The organism is Bradyrhizobium sp. 4 (assembly GCF_023100905.1).
In the GTDB taxonomy this organism is placed as follows: domain Bacteria; phylum Pseudomonadota; class Alphaproteobacteria; order Rhizobiales; family Xanthobacteraceae; genus Bradyrhizobium.
Window position 1 is genome coordinate 124294 of sequence record NZ_CP064687.1, and the last position, 15214, is coordinate 139507.

Here is a 15214-nt window from a genome sequence, read left to right on the forward strand (position 1 = left end):
ACGCGCATCAGTGAGCGGGAGGCCGCCTGATGTTCAGCAAGCCTTGCGAATTAGCACGCCGCCTCGCGCGCGAGGCCGAGGCGGTGTGCCGACACTATCTCTCCAATGGAAAGAGGGAGGGGCGGTACTGGCTGGTCGGCGATGTCCACAACGCCCCAGGGCGCTCACTGTTCGTGCGGCTCCAGGACTCACGGAAAGGCTCCGCCGGAAAATGGACTGACGCCGCAACCGGGGAACATGGCGATCTCCTCGACGTCATCCGTGAAACCTGCGGCTTGCGCGATTTCCGGGAGGTCGCAGAGGAGGCGAGGCGCTTTCTGAGGCTGGCTCGTACTGAACCGGAACTCGTCCCGAAACCCGTTCGTCCGTTAGGACCGGCCGGATCGCAAGACGCGGCAAGACGGCTCTTTATGAGATCGCAACCGATCGAGGGGACGCTGGCCGAGACATATTTGCAGCGTCGCGGGATCGCCCACCTGCACCATGGTGGCAGCCTGCGTTTCCATCCGCGCTGCTATTATCGGCCCGACGAACACCTGCCAGCCGAGACCTGGCCGGCGATGATCGCCTGCGTCACGGATCTCGAAGGCAGGATCACTGGCGTGCATCGCACCTGGCTCGACCCTGACGGCTTTGATCGCATTCGGCTGGGCAAAGCTCCGATCGATACGCCGCGACGCGCGATGGGCGATCTCCTGGGGAACGCGGTTCGCTTCGGCGTGCTGGACGACGTGCTCGCTGCCGGCGAGGGAATCGAAACCATGCTGTCGCTACGTTACGTGTTGCCGATAATGCCAATGCTGGCTGCGCTCTCGGCCAATCATCTCTCCGCCATGGTTCTTCCGACCGGGCTGCGCCGGCTCTACATCGCCCGCGATGTCGATGCCGCTGGCGATGCGGTGCAGGCGACCCTCAGCCAGCGCGCAGCGGACGCCGGCATTGAAGCGGTCACGCTGTCGCCCCGGCTGGGCGACTTCAACGAAGATCTGCATGTCTTCGGTGTCCATGCTCTCCAAGCAGCGTTGCAGCTCCAGCTCGTGCCAGAGGACGTCGTTCGCTTCCTGCATCCCTCGACTGTACCCGCGGAATAGCTTCCGGTCCTTGATCGACGTCGATCGGCCAGTCATAGGCGAGGCCAATACCGGAAGAGGACGCGACCTCGGCCTTCTAGAGAGCGATCGGACGGCAGGCGGAGCGCGCCGGCAATGGCTACGGCCGGCTATTTTCCGCCGCGCGCCAGTGATGTGAAGACACATCATTGGGTTCGCCGCGCGCTTTGCATCGCGAAGCAAAATAGCCGGCCTCCGCCATCCTCCGCTGCCGCTTCGGCCCTTTCGGGTTCTGGCACGCTTCGGCCGCCGTCAGAGGATCGCCACGAAGGCGGCGATAGTCGCGGCCGATCCGGCAAAGGACCTCTTCCCATGACCGACCATGACGACGTCGAACCGCTGCACAACTCTTCTCCGACCGACCAAGTCATCACCGAACTCCAGCTCTTCGGCTATCACCCCTTCGACGACCAGCCCGATCCAAGACCGCTCCCAGAGGGCAAGATGGTTGGCGGCGCCGTCGCCGATATCTTCGACGCCCTGGTCGCGACCTTGAGCGACACCCGGCTTGAGCCGGACCTTGACGATCTGCTCTGGTCGACCGTCAACCTGTTCCATCGTGCCGTCGAGCGCGTCGAAAGGCAGCTCGATAACAACGAACAAGCGCAGCACAAGAGCCAACGCGAGCAGAACGGGTCCGAGGTGCGATCGGTCGAACTCGAGCGCCTGACCGCCGAAGGCGTCACGCTGATCGAACGCCGCAACTGCCTGGAACTCTTCCGTGACCAGGCCATCGAACAATTTGAGGTCAACACCGGCGCATCCTGGCGCCCGCGATCGGGATCATTGGTCAACCACCGCACGTTCACCGCAGCGATGATCGACTCCCGCGACTTCATTGCCGCCAAACGCCGCGCCGAAACCGAGGTCTTGTTGCCACCCGGGCCGAAAATCGCACTCACCGGCGGGCTCGACTTCAATGACCACAACCTCATCTGGGATCGCCTCGACAAGGTTCATGCCAAGCACCCGGACATGGTCCTCCTGCATGGCGGCTCTCCCAAGGGCGCCGAACTGATCGCCTCCAAATGGGCGACCAATCGCAAGGTCCCACAGATCGCTTTCAAGCCGGACTGGACGAAACACGCCAAGGCGGCGCCATTCAAGCGCAACGACGCGATGCTCGAACTCCTGCCGATCGGCGTCATGCATTTTCCGGGCACGGGAATTCAGGACAATATCGCTGACAAGGCGAAGCGGCTCGGTATTCCCGTTTGGAAGTTCGGCGGCTCATGAGCGCCGTCTACTCGCCTGGAAGACGACGAAGACGGAGTTGCGCGCCGCAACTCCGCCTACTTCCGATTTTCGGTCCGAAGCCGCGCCGCGGTGGTGGTGGAGGCGCGACCAATACCTCTGTGCATTGGAGCCACCACCATGCTCGCCCTTGGGCTTGCCCTCAACACGCTCGGCATCGGTTTGTTCTGCTGGCTGATCCTTGCGCTGGCGGTCTATGCCTTGCCGTTTTTCGTCGCGCTCAGTGTCGGAATATCGGCATTTTCGCGATGGCGCGGGCCTCTTCGGCGCACTGCTTATCGGAATTGCTTCTGGCGCGCTGACGCTTGCCGCTGGTCAGCTCACTCTCGCGGCTAATCGGTCGTTGACCTTGCGCGTCCCGGTCGCAACCGTCTTCGCGGTCCCGCGGCAATCGCCGGCTACCATGTGGTGTTTGCCCTGTCCCAGATCGGGGTGCGTTCGCCGAGCTGGCGGGAGGCCTTCGCTTGCGTAGGTGCGCTTTGCATCGGCGGCACGGCATGGGCGCGTTTGACCGCTTCGCGAGGCCCCCCACCGTCTCACTCGGCCGGGGTGGTGGAGAATACACCTCGACCAATTCTTCCAGCCGCCACGCTCGAGCGATGAGGCTTCGTCGTCATCAGGTCGAGCAAGCTCGCACAGAGACCAGGTTGAACGAGACGGCGTCGAGCTCGAGCGAAAGGCAACCGCGTCTCCCTTCGAAGCCTTTATGCAAGGCCCACCAATCTCTGTCTGGCTCGCATAGCTGGGTGGGGCGCGCCGCGCTCGATCATTCCTGCGGGAGACGATACCGCCCTTTGCGGCAGATTGTTTCTCCTTCTGCGCCGGCCCGTCCCGACCTCTTGCTCAGAACAACCGAAATTTGCCACTCATCTCCTTAGGATTGCGGTTCAGCGCGCGGACGCACGTGGCCTCCTTGATGGCTCGATCTGGCCCAAGAGCGGCTGCGCCTCGATCGTCTGAGCCGCAACGCCGTTGATGCGACTTTCTTCCCCTGGGCTTGCGCCCATTCCTCGCGAGACAAGAAAGTCGCTCCAACGGCGTCCTCCGCTGCGCTCCGGCCTGCTAGCGGGTGCGTCGCCGATCGTCTTCGGCCTTTAGATCGCCATCGAGGCCGCGGTGGTCGCGGGCTCGAAACACAACAGGAGAAGTGACATGGCTAACATCGGTTCTTTCAAGAAAGTCGGCAACGATTTCCAGGGCGAGATCGTCACCCTGAGTTTGCAGGCCAGGGGCGTCCGCATCGTCGCCGAGACCAACCGCTCCAACGATAACGCTCCCAGCCACCGCATCTATGTGGGCCGGGCGGAGATCGGGGCAGCCTGGTCCAAGCGCTCCGAGGAGGGCCGCGATTACCTCTCGCTCAAGCTTGACGACCCGTCGTTCAACGCGCCGATCTACGCGAACCTGTTCGATGACGAAGGCGGAGAGGGCTACACGCTCCTCTGGTCGCGCCCGCGCAAGAACGGGGAGTGAGGCTCGGTCCAAAGCCCCGCCTGAGTTGATCGGGCGGGGCTTCTTTTCCAGCCTAAGGCGGCAAGATGATCACGCTGCTGTTCCATTGGAGCGGTTCTCACATCACCTCTCGTGGGTACCGATATCTATTTTGGTCTGGTCAATGCCGGTATCGTAGACAGCTTGCTCTTGGGGTAGCGAGGGGCTTTGCGGAGCCCGGGGACCGAGCGCCTCAACCTCATAAGTCACCGCTGCGGCGCTAACGCTTTGCTGACCTTGCATCGGGCGTCTAATCGGGCGGAGGCACAATCGGAATGGCAAGTCCGGCGTCTACGCGGTCCCGTTTTGACCATCATCTTGAAGCCCTTCACTCACGCTTGAGCATTGCCGGATGGATTGTAAGGGCAGGAGGCTACACCCTCCTTAGGTCCGACCGCATAAAACCGGCAAGCAGAGCTCGAACAAAAACCTCGTCGAACCGCTCGTGCGAGGCTTCTTGCAGGCGCAGGGGAACGTCTCGCCGCGGTACGATGCTCTACTGGTCAATCTTTTTTCCTCTTCGGTGCTTTAGGAAGCTCTTGGAGAACTCCTGGTCCGGCAAGACAAGATTCACGTGGCTAACACCCAGTGTGGTTGCGAGTTCGAACAGCGTCACCACGGTGGGATTGCGCCGACCTTGTTCCAATCCGCTGATATATTGTTGCGTGAAGTCGGACGCCTCTGAGAATTTCTCCTGCGTGAAGCCTTTCTGCTTCCGCAGTTTTAAAAAATTCCGACCCACCAACTTGCGCATATCCATCGGCGCAAGTTGCTTCTTCACATTGAACTGAGGAACCGTGCCTGCGCACGTCTATTGTCATTCTTGCGAGATTTATCATGCAAACACCGCCCCTTGAGCCGCATGTCGCCGCCTGCGCCCCCACAGATCCAGCGCTCACATCCTATGATGAGGAGCATCTGGTGACGTACTGGCGCCTTCTCGACGCCGCGGCAGATGGCGCCGACTGGAAGGAAGTGGCCCGAATCGCGCTGCACATTTGATCCGGACCGAGAATCGATGCGGGCGCAAACTGCATTCGAGAGCTATTTGAGGCGCGCTAGATGGCTGGCAGATCACGGCTACCGTCATCTGGTTGCGCGGTGGCGCAGGTAGATAGCAGGATTTGGCCATCCGAGTTGAGAAGTCAATTCTCTCCGACCATCATGGATCTTCTTGAGCATCACTTGGTGATCGCTTCCACGGCAACTTGGCACTCCCACAGCCCTTATTGACCGGCTATCGAGTCAATCGCGCTCGGAGAGTTCAGCCCGGAGTAGATGCGGTCGAGCGCACAATCACGCACGAATTTTGCTCGCCTTCTCCTCGACCAGTTGGGCGGGTCGAACTCCCAGAGCCTGCGAGACTTGCCAGATCGTAAGCAGGGTCACGTTTTGCAACCCTCTCTCCATTGATGAACGCGCGGTCGACACCCATGCGCTCTGCCACCGCCTCTTGGGTCAGGCGCAGGTCTAACCGAAATCGACGCGTGTTTGCTCCAAAAAGCTTGCGGATGTCCATCCGCAGGATAGGAAGCATTCGCGTATTTGGCGCTGCTTTCACCCATGACCCGCAAGGGTCTTTCTACGAGCAGACCATCTTCTGGGCGCCCGAGGCGATGCCAACGGTGGTGCCGGTCGTTCGGAGCGCGTCCGGCCGTCAAGGTTCGGACGTAGTACTTCCGCTTGCTGACCTCACGTCGGCCACCATGAGGCAAGCACCGGACGGCTGGCATGCCCTCTTGCTGGTCCAGGGCACGCAGCATCGATTATGGCTCAGTGAGGCCCCGCACCTCGGCACCGGATATGCCACCGAATTGCCGCTTGACGAGAATTCGTCGCGCGCGCCCACGCCGCGCATCGCTTATGGCGAACGTTGAACGGCCGCCCGCCGGGACCTGCCTTTCACCGGCTTTCGGCCCAGCAGCGGAAAAGGCTCGGCCTGGCTCTGCGAGCGCGGGATGGGCATGAGGATGGCGCATCCTATCGAACGATCGCGGAGGTGATGTTCGGCAAAAAGCGACTCATCGAGCGCGGCTGGAAGACCCACGACGTGCGCAGCCGTACCATTCGCCTGGTCAAAGCCGGTCGCTTCATCGTGCGCGCTGGCTACCGTTCATTGTTTCGGTCGAGATCCCGCCAGAGATAGATCTGCATAGCGTACAACTGATGCAATCAGGTCAGGTTTGGCGCCTCTAGCCCTCCCGCTGACTGCACCGGCGGGCGGCCCGCGATTGGATCTTACGCCTCATGCGCGCCGATCGCCTGCGTCGCATCGGAGCGCTTCGAGCTCCCCCGCACCACGCCTAACAACTGAGACGTCCCTGGCTGCGCAGCAGAATCGTCGGCCGATTGCTGGACTACCAAGCCTGCATTCCTCTTTTGCCGATCGCAGCGCGAAAGCAAAGGAGGGGTGCCGAAATCGCCCTAACAATGTTCGGCATCCCCTCACGTGCGTTCGCTCCTCCATGGTGTCCCTTGACGCGCGATCAAACTCCGTCGCGCTCCATGACATCACGGGAGCGATCCGATGCCCGACCCGAACGCCGGCACGCCGCAGCGCTATCTTCGCACACCAGAAGCGGCACGCTTTCTTGGCCTCTCCGGCCGCACCCTCGAAAAGCATCGCACCTATGGCACAGGTCCGACCTACCGCAAGCTGGGCGGCCGCGTCGTCTACGCGCTCGAAGACCTGAAAGCATGGGTGGACCGCGGCGCCAAAACGTCGACCAGCGATCCCGGGGTTGGCACGGTCTTGCCCGCCAAGCGGCACCCGCCCATCCCTTACGCTGGCAAGGAGCGGCGCTGACCCATGCCGGACAGCAACTCCTTTGCGCGCTCGCGGCGCAACTCAGAACGGGATCAGCTCGATCTGTTTCGCGCTCTTCCCGGTGATCTCGCGCCGCGCGACGCGCAAGACTTAATGGCTTATCCGTTCTTTTCGCTGGCGAAGTCGAAACGGACCGTTCCCATCGATTTTGGGGTCGGGACAATCAAGATCCGTGTCGAAGCTGTGCCGGAACATGGCATGGCGACCATCTGGGATGCGGACGTGCTGATCTGGGCCGCCTCGCAAATTATCCAGGCGCGTGATGCGGGTTTGAAGACGTCGCGGTTGATGGCTGCCACCCCTTACGAGATCCTGACCTTCGTGGGACGCGGCACAAGCGTGCGCGACTACGATCGCCTCAAGGCTGCGCTCGACCGGTTGCAATCGACCACTGTGATGACATCCATTCGCCAGCCGACTGAGCGCCGGCAGCATCGGTTCTCGTGGATCAACGAATGGAAAGAGACGGCGGATATGCACGGCCGCGCCCGCGGGCTCGAGCTGATCCTGCCAGACTGGTTCTACACGGGTGTTCTGAACGAAGCGCTCGTGCTGACGATCGACCGCGCATATTTCGATCTGACTGGCGGACTGGAGCGCTGGCTTTATCGCCTCGTGCGCAAGCACGGCGGTCGCCAAAAGGGCGGCTGGAGCTTTGATCTTGTGCACCTCCACGCCAAATCGGGCTGCCTATCGCCACTCAAGCACTTCGCATACGACCTGCGCCAGATCGTTCGACAGCAGAGATTGCCAGGATATGAACTGGTCATCTCGCACGACCCAAATGGGACGGAACGGCTGAACTTCGCTCCCACTCCGGTCGACCCGCTTACCCACCGGCTGCGCAAGCGCGGGCTTATCTCCGGCTCGGGGGAAAACCTGTGAATCCCGCCGTGCTATCAGGGACCAGCGCCACCGTGCCATCGGGGACCGAAAACGCGTGCCATCAGGGACCGCTATCGCGGAAAAGCCCTTGCCACAGACGAGCTTCCGCTTCCTCTAACTTTCCTAACCAGGAATCCTTCGGATTCCTTCTAACGGACCCCCAGTCCACGTCGCGGCAGAGTTCGTGGCTGTCCGGTCAGCCTACCGCCTGCGCCAACCTCCGCACGACAGCGGCTGAGCTGCGTCTTGCTTCCTGGAAATGGATCTTCGCAGTCCTGGACCTGCAGGAGCGTTATCTCCTCCCAAGGCGCGCTTGGCGTTCTGACGCGGCCGTGAGCGCGGAGCAGTCGTGCTTCGCCCCGCCTGTCGTTTGCCTATCACGCCTCCTCGTCCTGGACTTCAGATCGCCATCGTCTCAGCACCGCGCCTGCCGTCTTGCGATATGGAATTTCAATATGAATGATCTCACGACCGTTGAGCTCCTGTGGCTCGAGAAACGCATCGAAAACCGCATTCGGTTCGGCCGGCCTACATCGGAAACGATCATCGACCATCACCGGCGTGTTCTTTCATTTGCGCCTGGCAGCATTTTTGCGTTCGTACGCTGGAGCTCCAATGACTTCGGAACTGTACTGTCACGCATCGATATTCTGCGCGCGTGCGCGCCGGGGCAACGCTACTCGACCGTGCCTTGGATCAGTCCGGGCGGCGAGAGCCTGCTGAGATTGTCAGGTTGGCCGAAGGTCGAACGTGTCCTGCAGCTGATCGGCGCGGTGGAAGCACTGGGCATCGATCCTGCCGAGGCGGCGCCCGACTACTGGCACCACGCGCACAATCGCCTTTCCGTGAATGAAACTCCGCGAAGCTACACCCGTGCGCGTCACCAGGCGTGGCTCCGGCGCCAAAGGGCGACACTCTGATGGGCCGGCTCATAACACTTCTTGCCATGTGCGGTGGCACGGCTCTTGCGCTCTCCGCCGACCGGTGCACAGCGCCATGGTATATTTGGAACGCTTCGCATAGCGTGCCGATCGGTCTTTACCGCTTGCAGCCGGTAGAGCGTCTCCGTGTCACCTCGCTCGTAGCCGTTCGCCCGCCTGAGCCGCTTGCGTCGTTCCTTGATTTGAACGGCTATCTGCCGCTCGGCATTCCCATGCTCAAGCGGGTGTTGGCGCTCCCTGGGCACACCGTCTGCAGACGAGAACTCACTATCCTCGTCGACGGCATCGAGATGGGCGAGGCCCGCGAGCGCGATGGCCGTGGGCGGCCTTTGCCCGCATGGCAAGGATGCCACGTCCTGACGGCCGACCAGATCTTTCTGATGAACTGGGAATCGGCCGATTCTTTTGACGGCCGCTATTTCGGGCCGATCGCGGCCTCCGCCGTCATCGGCCAGGCCTTGCCAGTGTGGACAAAGGACGAATGACCATGCTTGCCTTGCTTCATCGACTTGCAGCTTCATCATGCTTCCGCGGACCGCAATCCCCTTGCTCCTTCCCGGCCAAGCTCGTCAGCAGATGCGGGCGCGCCGATGATGATCAGCTGCAAAGGCCGCACGTTGACTTCTCCCAGGCTGCGCTCGAGGCGATGCGGGCATGCCGTCCGTCCTTCCGTATCATCGTGGCATTCCTGGCAGCTTTGGCAGCTGTCGAATTGCCGTGGAGCTGTCGAGCCCAATCCGAATTGCAGGCGCCTGCTCCGCCCTCAACGTGCCTTGGCAAATTCGTCCCATATGCGGCCTTCATTGCCGAGGCGTCCCGCCGGTTTGCAGTTCCCGTGCAATTGGTTTGTGCCGTGATCCAGGTCGAAAGCAGTGGCAAAGCGCACGCCGTGTCATCTCGAGGTGCCCTGGGCTTGATGCAAATCATGCCAGGGACGTGGGTCGACCTGAGCGCCCGCTACAATCTAGGCATCGACCCCTTCGACCCCCATGACAACATTTTCGCGGGGGCCGCCTACCTGCGAGAGATGCTGGACCGGTTCGGCTCGGACGGATTTCTCGCTGCCTACAACGCAGGCCCCCAGCGCTACGCGAAGCATCTGACGACGGGGCGCGCGCTGCCTGAAGAAACCCTGGCCTACCTGAACAAACTCGAGCCATTGACCGGCATGATACAGCGCTGGCGCGATACTTCGGTCCCTGGTCACGGCACAAATTGGAAGCAAGCCAAGCTGTTCGTTCCGCGATTTTATCGCTGGTCGCGCGAACGGAGCTCGGCATCCGCTCTGCACGAAACGCCTTCATCGAAAGACGCGCTGAATTCCCACGCGACTGAACTTTTGCCCCATGCGAGTGGCCTGTTCGTGCCGCGATCGGGGAGGTGAAGTCTCAATGACGATAATCGCATCTCCTCGCATGCCATCGCAAGGTCTCGCATTTTGGAAAGTGATGAGGACGGGCGGAAGGAGCAGACCGGGGATGGCCGCCCGTAATCGGTCTCCTGCAGAACTTGCGGCGGCGGAGCAGATGGTCTGCGCGATGAATATTGCGCACACTGCACCGGCTCAGCAACGCGGGAGGCGTGTGATGGAATTCTTCTGTGGTTTGGACGTCGGCATGGACGAGACGGCGATCTGCGTGGTGGATGCGACCGGCAAGGTGATGCTGGAGACGGCGGTGGTGACCGATCCGGACGCGATCAAGGTGGCGCTGACGCCCTATCTTGGCCGCTTGCGACGCCTTGGTCATGAGGCGGGATCGCTGTCGCCCTGGCTGCATCCGGAGCTGCTCAGGCTTGGCCTGCCGGCGGTCTGCCTGGAGACTTTGCATGTTCGCGCGGCGCTGAAGGCGCAGCGCAACAAGACCGACCGGGCAGATGCGCTCGGGATTGCCCACATCATGCGCACCGGCTGGTTCCGGCGCGCCCATATCAAGAGCGAGGCCTGCTACCGGCTGCGGCTGTTGTTGACGCACCGGCGCAATCTGAAGCGCAAGTTTGTGGACCTCGAGAATGCGATCCGGCACTCGCTGAAAGTGTTTGGCATCCGGCTGAACCGGGTCGGGCGCGGCGGCTTTGCGCAAGTCGTGCGCGAGGCGGTGGCCCACGATGCACTTGTCAGCGAGCTGATCGACGCCATGCTGAATGCGCGCGCGGCGCTGTGGAAGGAGTACTGCCGGCTGCACGACCTGGTGGTTCGCCTGGTCGCCGGCCATGAGCTGTGCCGGCGCTTCATGCAGATTCCTGGCGTCGGCCCGATCGCGGCGCTGAGCTTTATGACCGCGGTCGACGATCCCTCGCGCTTCAGGCGCTCGCGCGACGTGGCGGCCTATTTTGGCCTGACCTCGCGGCGCTGGCAGTCCGGCTCGTCTATCGACGTCAAGGGCCGGATCAGCAAGGCGGGCGACGGTGACGTGCGGCGGGCGCTGTACGAGGCGGCCAGCGCTTTGCTGACTCGCTACAAGAAAAAAGACAAGGTCAAGGCGTGGGGGCTGGCGCTGGCCAAGCGCTCCTCGCACCGCAAGGCGACGGTGGCGGTAGCGCGCAAGCTCGCTGTGATCATGCATGCGATGTGGACCAGCGGCACGTTCTACTGCGGCGATCCGGACGCCTCGGCGGCGGAGATGCATGCCGAAACAACAGCTAAGCAGCGCAAATTGCTCGGGCCCTACGCATGAGGCGCGTGATCCTGCAACCTGGCAACGACGCGGTGATGGCCGCGACCTGAACACGGAGCTCCGCCGCCGGCGGATGAGGACTGGTGCAGCACCAACACGACGGAACGCACGTTATCTTGCCTGCGACGATGCATCTTCGGATGCCGACCGATCGCGCCGGATTGCCTGTGATGTGGCTCCGTCACACCGATGGAAAGATGCGCCGCGACGGCGTCCGCGCTGCCTTGCTGCAGCGAAACTGTGCCGTCGCTGAGCGCGGAAGACTGCACGGCGCATCAGGACTCGCAAGCCTCGCGGCGCATCGTGTCATGGCGTGGATCAGAGAGGCTTGTCGCAAGCGAGAAAGGAAGCGAGAATGGCTGAGGTCAGACAGACGACACGACCGATTAAGACGGCAGGATAAAAGCCGCAAGGTGCGGCCGGTCGGTTGCGAGAAATCTTGCCTTAGTTTCAATCATCCGGTGCAACTTGCGAATCTTGAGCGCACATTTTCAGTTTTGCCAAATTGCAGCCGCGGCTCAGCTTTTTGCACTCTGCCGGCAAACGATGGCCGGTAAGGACGACTTCCGAATCCGCCCTGGCCGCATTCGCTCTACGCGAGCGCCGCGGGCAAAGCCGTTTCTGGCGCAGGCCCTCAGAGCCGCGCAGAAGGCCGGCGGCCTGTCACGCGGCTATCGTCGTGGAACAAACTTCGGGCGTGGGCGCGCCGCGAGCCTTGCAGCGTCCAGACTGCTCAACAACCGCGCTCGCGGCGCCATGGTCAAGGCGCGGGTGGTTCGCCGAATGCGCACGCCCGGGGCGCTGCGGGCCCATCTTGGTTATCTGCAGCGTGACGGGGTCACCCAGGACGGAGCGCCAGGCAAGCTCTTTGACGCTCTCGGAGATTAAGCAGACGGCCGCGCCTTCGCCGAACGCTGCGAGGGTGACCGACACCATTTCCGCTTCATCGTTTCGCCCGATGATGCAGGCGAGCTCACCAGCCTGCGCAGCTTCACCCGTGAGCTCATGGATCAGGCCTCGCGCGACCTTGGAACGCGCCTCGAATGGGTCGCGGTCGATCACTGGAATACGGAGCACCCGCACATTCATATTCTCGTGCGCGGACGCGCCGATGATGGAAAAGATCTCGTCATCAGCCGCGATTACATCGCAACTGGCTTGCGCGCCCGGGCCGGCGATCTCGTCACCCGCGAACTGGGTCCCCGATCCGAGCTCCAGATCCGGGAAGGGCTGGAAGCCGAGGTGACCGCCGAACGCTGGACCAGGCTCGACCGGGTGCTCGCGCGGCAAGCGGGATCGGCCGATGGGGTCATCGATTTAAAGCCGGAACGGGATGGTGCCCGGGACCCGTTACGAGACATTCGGATCGGGCGGATGCGGATGCTGGAGCGCCTGGGTGTGGCAGAGCCGGCGGGGCCCGCTCGCTGGGTCTTGGCCGAAGACGCCGAGCCACGCCTGAGGGCGCTTGGCGAGCGCGGCGACATCATCAAGCGGCTGCACAAGGCGATTGCCAAGGATGGTATCGCACGCTCACCGTCCTCCTTTGCGCTCGAAGGCGAGCATCACGGTGAACCGATCATTGGCCGTCTCGTCGCCCGCGGACACGACGACGAGCTGAGGGGCAATGCCTTTGCCATTGTCGACGGCATAGACGGGCGCATCCATCACCTCAAACTCCCCGATATCGAGGCGGCTGGCGACGGACCGATTGGAGGCGTCGTGGAGCTCCGCCGCTTTGAGGATGCGAAGGGACGGACACGCATCGCACTCGCGGTAAGATCGGAACTCGTCCTCGACAAGCAGGTCACCGCGGAAGGCGCCACATGGCTCGACCGGCAGCTTGTGGCGCGCGAACCTGCTGAGTTCTCGCGCGCCGGTTTCGGCGCAGAGGTCCGGGCAGCCCTGGAACAGCGAATTGATGTGCTGACAGAGTACGGACTTGCCCAGCGGCACGGCGACAGAGTGCGGCTTGGCCGCGATCTGATCGAGACCTTGCGAAGCCGCGAGCTCGATAGCGCCGGCCGGCGCCTTGCGGAGGAGACCGGGCTTACGCATCTACCTGCTCAATCAGGTGAACAGGTTTCGGGGACATATCGTCAGCGGCTTTCCCTCGCCTCGGGGCGCTTTGCCATGATCGACAATGGACTCGGCTTTCAGCTCGTGCCATGGGCTCCTTCACTAGAACGGGAACTGGGCAAACAGGTGAGCGGGATCGCAGGTCCAGGCAATGTCGATTGGTCCTGGAACCGCAAACGGGGCCTGTCACTTTGACTGGCAGTCTCTTTGCTGGGCTACGACGCAAGACTGCCGCCCTAGCTGGGCTGCGCTCACCCACGTACAAGTGAAGCCCGCTATCCTTTTGTCGCTAGAAGAAGTTCGCCGTAGTCGCGCTCACTGCAACCATGTCCCAGCGGGTCTCGGGGGCCGGGACGTTCGCTGGTTCGACCCTTCTGCGTGCCCGGTTCCGAGCAACTGTCTCCTCCTGGAGATCTTGATGCCGGTGCGAGTTTTCGCTAGATCGCATGTGTTCATTTAGGAGAAGTGACGGTGACGATCGGTACTGTAAAGTGGTTTAACACGACCAAGGGCTACGGTTTCATCAAGCCGGATGACGGCGGCCCCCGACGTCTTTGTGCACATCAGCGCCGTTGAAACGGCCGGATACACCGGCTTGGCAGAAGGCGCTCGGATCAGCTTCGAGGCCAAGGCTGGTCGGTCCGGCAAAGTATCAGCCGAGAATCTCCGGATTGGATAAGGCCGACATCACCGACCGCGGCGGCAACGGTTGGATCGGGATCCCTCCTGAAATGAGACCCGATCTCGCCAAAGAAAGAGAGCTTCGCTAGTGGGCGATACGGCCGTGCCATGGTATCGATGTGGACCCGGGCTCACCGTGAGAACCAGCTGGTTAGATTAACCCAATCTACCCGCTGTCATTGCCGCGAACTGCTGCGGCTTGCCGCTGGGATGACTTCAGCGTTGCTCTTGATCGCGCCAGCCGGCACCAGATGCACGATGCGATAGCCATTCTCGTGCAGATAGCGCAAGAACGCCGGCATCATTGCGGCCGTTTGGGCCTGGGCATCGTGCAGGAGAATGATACCCTTGCTTGCGACCTCCAATCGCCCGGTAACGGTCTTTAGTTCTTGTTCTGGGGTTAGGTTCTCCCAGTCGCCCGCCGGAAGGTCAGCTCCAAACACGACCATCCCGCGCGAACGCAACAATTCGAGCGTCACTGGGCTCGAGTCGAAATACGGAAACCGGAAAAAGCGGGATGGCGGGCTTGGGGCGGAGACGCCCTTGAGCCCGTCTCATCAGCGGCAATTCCGCGATCAATATCCCTCTTGCCCTGTTCGAAGGTCATCTTCGACATCATCGTATGCGACCAGCTGTGGTGTGCGATGGTGGCCCTCGGCAGCTATTCGGCGAACAAGCTCTGGAGACTTTGCGGAGGACTTGCCGACCAGAAAGAACGTGGCCCGCACGCATTCCTCGGCGAGCGCCGCCAGTACCTTTTGCGTGATTGCGGCCGCGGCCCGTCGTCAAAGGTGAGGACGACCTCATGGTCGGCCAAAGGGAGCGTTTCCCGAAAGCTGTTCAACCCAACGCGCGGGTACGCCTTTGCATCGACCTCGAGGACGCGGGAGGTGCCGAGCACATCCTGCCGCGGGCAGTCGGCCGCGTCTGTCACGACCACCCCGGCAAGTAGCAGGGTCACAGCACCAGCAAGCGGCGTGGTCAATCTGAGCAGGCGCATCTTTGAATGCGCCACACCTCCACCTTACCTGAGCCACCAGCATTGCCGAAGTACGATAACCTCATGCGATTCAGGTGGCTCTTGGGGAAGGTCGCTTGGCCGCGGGTGAGCTTATCTATTGCGCGATCGTCAGAACTCCGGGACGCATTCAGCGACACCAGGGTTTGAATGCTCCAGGAGGGGCAATCTTCAGGAACGCTTCACATTACTTGAGCGAAGTCAGCGTTTTCTGCCTATCCATGAGCTCTCACGCACATAATCGGCGTTTCGGCGCC

12 protein-coding genes and 5 pseudogenes are annotated in these 15214 nt (G+C 62.0%); 14 read left to right on the top strand and 3 right to left on the bottom strand.

The annotated features are described in order from the left end of the window. Positions 1–29 precede the first annotated feature (29 nt). From IVB45_RS37995 to IVB45_RS38010, 3 genes are all read left to right on the top strand, one after another. A complete protein-coding gene (locus tag IVB45_RS37995; RefSeq protein ID WP_247282178.1) occupies positions 30–1091 on the top strand; it encodes a toprim domain-containing protein in 1062 nt (353 codons plus the stop codon). Between the two features lie 330 nt (positions 1092–1421). Continuing rightward, the gene (locus tag IVB45_RS38000) at positions 1422–2345 is read left to right on the top strand and encodes a DUF2493 domain-containing protein (protein ID WP_247282302.1); all 924 of its coding nucleotides are present in this window, start codon (positions 1422–1424) and stop codon (positions 2343–2345) included. Between the two features lie 1170 nt (positions 2346–3515). After that, positions 3516–3836: a DUF736 domain-containing protein gene (locus tag IVB45_RS38010; RefSeq protein ID WP_018458991.1), complete on the top strand. Its 321-nt coding sequence runs from the start codon at positions 3516–3518 to the stop codon at positions 3834–3836. A 514-nt stretch (positions 3837–4350) separates the two neighbouring features. On the opposite strand, the gene IVB45_RS38015 is transcribed toward IVB45_RS38010, so the two are convergent. Then, the gene (locus IVB45_RS38015) at positions 4351–4614 is read right to left on the bottom strand and encodes a helix-turn-helix transcriptional regulator (protein ID WP_247282301.1); all 264 of its coding nucleotides are present in this window, start codon (positions 4612–4614) and stop codon (positions 4351–4353) included. Between the two features lie 77 nt (positions 4615–4691). Here IVB45_RS38015 and IVB45_RS38020 point away from each other — a divergent pair. Next, positions 4692–4968, top strand: a pseudogene (locus IVB45_RS38020) (DUF2285 domain-containing protein). 182 nt (positions 4969–5150) lie between these two features. Here IVB45_RS38020 and IVB45_RS38025 read toward each other — a convergent pair. Further along, a pseudogene (locus IVB45_RS38025) lies at positions 5151–5373 on the bottom strand (helix-turn-helix transcriptional regulator). Here IVB45_RS38025 and IVB45_RS38030 point away from each other — a divergent pair. From IVB45_RS38030 to IVB45_RS38075, 10 genes and pseudogenes are all read left to right on the top strand, one after another. Beyond that, positions 5366–5731, top strand: a complete 366-nt coding sequence (locus tag IVB45_RS38030) for a hypothetical protein (RefSeq protein WP_247282177.1) — start codon at positions 5366–5368, stop codon at positions 5729–5731. The pseudogene IVB45_RS38025 and the gene IVB45_RS38030 overlap by 8 nt on opposite strands. Beyond that, positions 5728–6000, top strand: coding sequence for a DUF2285 domain-containing protein (locus tag IVB45_RS38035; RefSeq protein WP_247282176.1), 273 nt, complete (start codon positions 5728–5730; stop codon positions 5998–6000). Before IVB45_RS38030 ends, IVB45_RS38035 begins: the two co-directional genes overlap by 4 nt. Before the next feature lie 381 nt (positions 6001–6381). Beyond that, entirely contained in the window at positions 6382–6660 is a 279-nt protein-coding gene (locus tag IVB45_RS38040; RefSeq protein ID WP_247282175.1) for a helix-turn-helix domain-containing protein, read from the top strand. Positions 6661–6663: 3 nt separating this feature from the next. Then, positions 6664–7566, top strand: coding sequence for a replication initiator protein A (locus tag IVB45_RS38045; RefSeq protein ID WP_247282174.1), 903 nt, complete (start codon positions 6664–6666; stop codon positions 7564–7566). A gap of 455 nt (positions 7567–8021) precedes the next feature. Beyond that, positions 8022–8486 (top strand): DUF2840 domain-containing protein, encoded by a 465-nt coding sequence (locus IVB45_RS38050; RefSeq protein ID WP_247358142.1) that lies wholly within the window; start codon positions 8022–8024, stop codon positions 8484–8486. After that, positions 8486–8992 carry a S26 family signal peptidase gene (locus IVB45_RS38055; RefSeq protein WP_247282172.1) on the top strand — a complete coding sequence of 169 codons (507 nt, stop codon included), beginning with the start codon at positions 8486–8488 and terminating at the stop codon, positions 8990–8992. The genes IVB45_RS38050 and IVB45_RS38055 overlap by 1 nt, the downstream gene beginning before the upstream one ends. After that, positions 8989–9891, top strand: coding sequence for a lytic transglycosylase domain-containing protein (locus tag IVB45_RS38060; protein ID WP_247282171.1), 903 nt, complete (start codon positions 8989–8991; stop codon positions 9889–9891). The genes IVB45_RS38055 and IVB45_RS38060 overlap by 4 nt, the downstream gene beginning before the upstream one ends. Positions 9892–10093: 202 nt before the next feature. Then, entirely contained in the window at positions 10094–11182 is a 1089-nt protein-coding gene (locus tag IVB45_RS38065) for an IS110 family transposase (RefSeq protein WP_247476073.1), read from the top strand. 546 nt (positions 11183–11728) lie between these two features. Continuing rightward, positions 11729–13453: pseudogene (locus tag IVB45_RS38070) on the top strand (DUF3363 domain-containing protein). A 276-nt stretch (positions 13454–13729) separates the two neighbouring features. Next, positions 13730–13937, top strand: a pseudogene (locus IVB45_RS38075) (cold-shock protein). A 178-nt stretch (positions 13938–14115) separates the two neighbouring features. Here IVB45_RS38075 and IVB45_RS38080 read toward each other — a convergent pair. Then, positions 14116–14939, bottom strand: a pseudogene (locus tag IVB45_RS38080) (polysaccharide deacetylase family protein). Between the last annotated feature and the right edge of the window lie 275 nt (positions 14940–15214).

Bases quoted from the DNA above. Each gene is read 5' to 3' on its own strand.
- IVB45_RS37995 (WP_247282178.1), top strand. From the start codon at position 30: ATGTTCAGCAAGCCTTGCGAATTAGCACGCCGCCTCGCGCGCGAGGCC.
- IVB45_RS38000 (WP_247282302.1), top strand. From the start codon at position 1,422: ATGACCGACCATGACGACGTCGAACCGCTGCACAACTCTTCTCCGACC.
- IVB45_RS38010 (WP_018458991.1), top strand. From the start codon at position 3,516: ATGGCTAACATCGGTTCTTTCAAGAAAGTCGGCAACGATTTCCAGGGC.
- IVB45_RS38015 (WP_247282301.1), bottom strand. From the start codon at position 4,614: ATGGATATGCGCAAGTTGGTGGGTCGGAATTTTTTAAAACTGCGGAAG.
- IVB45_RS38030 (WP_247282177.1), top strand. From the start codon at position 5,366: ATGTCCATCCGCAGGATAGGAAGCATTCGCGTATTTGGCGCTGCTTTC.
- IVB45_RS38040 (WP_247282175.1), top strand. From the start codon at position 6,382: ATGCCCGACCCGAACGCCGGCACGCCGCAGCGCTATCTTCGCACACCA.
- IVB45_RS38045 (WP_247282174.1), top strand. From the start codon at position 6,664: ATGCCGGACAGCAACTCCTTTGCGCGCTCGCGGCGCAACTCAGAACGG.
- IVB45_RS38050 (WP_247358142.1), top strand. From the start codon at position 8,022: ATGAATGATCTCACGACCGTTGAGCTCCTGTGGCTCGAGAAACGCATC.
- IVB45_RS38055 (WP_247282172.1), top strand. From the start codon at position 8,486: ATGGGCCGGCTCATAACACTTCTTGCCATGTGCGGTGGCACGGCTCTT.
- IVB45_RS38060 (WP_247282171.1), top strand. From the start codon at position 8,989: ATGACCATGCTTGCCTTGCTTCATCGACTTGCAGCTTCATCATGCTTC.
- IVB45_RS38065 (WP_247476073.1), top strand. From the start codon at position 10,094: ATGGAATTCTTCTGTGGTTTGGACGTCGGCATGGACGAGACGGCGATC.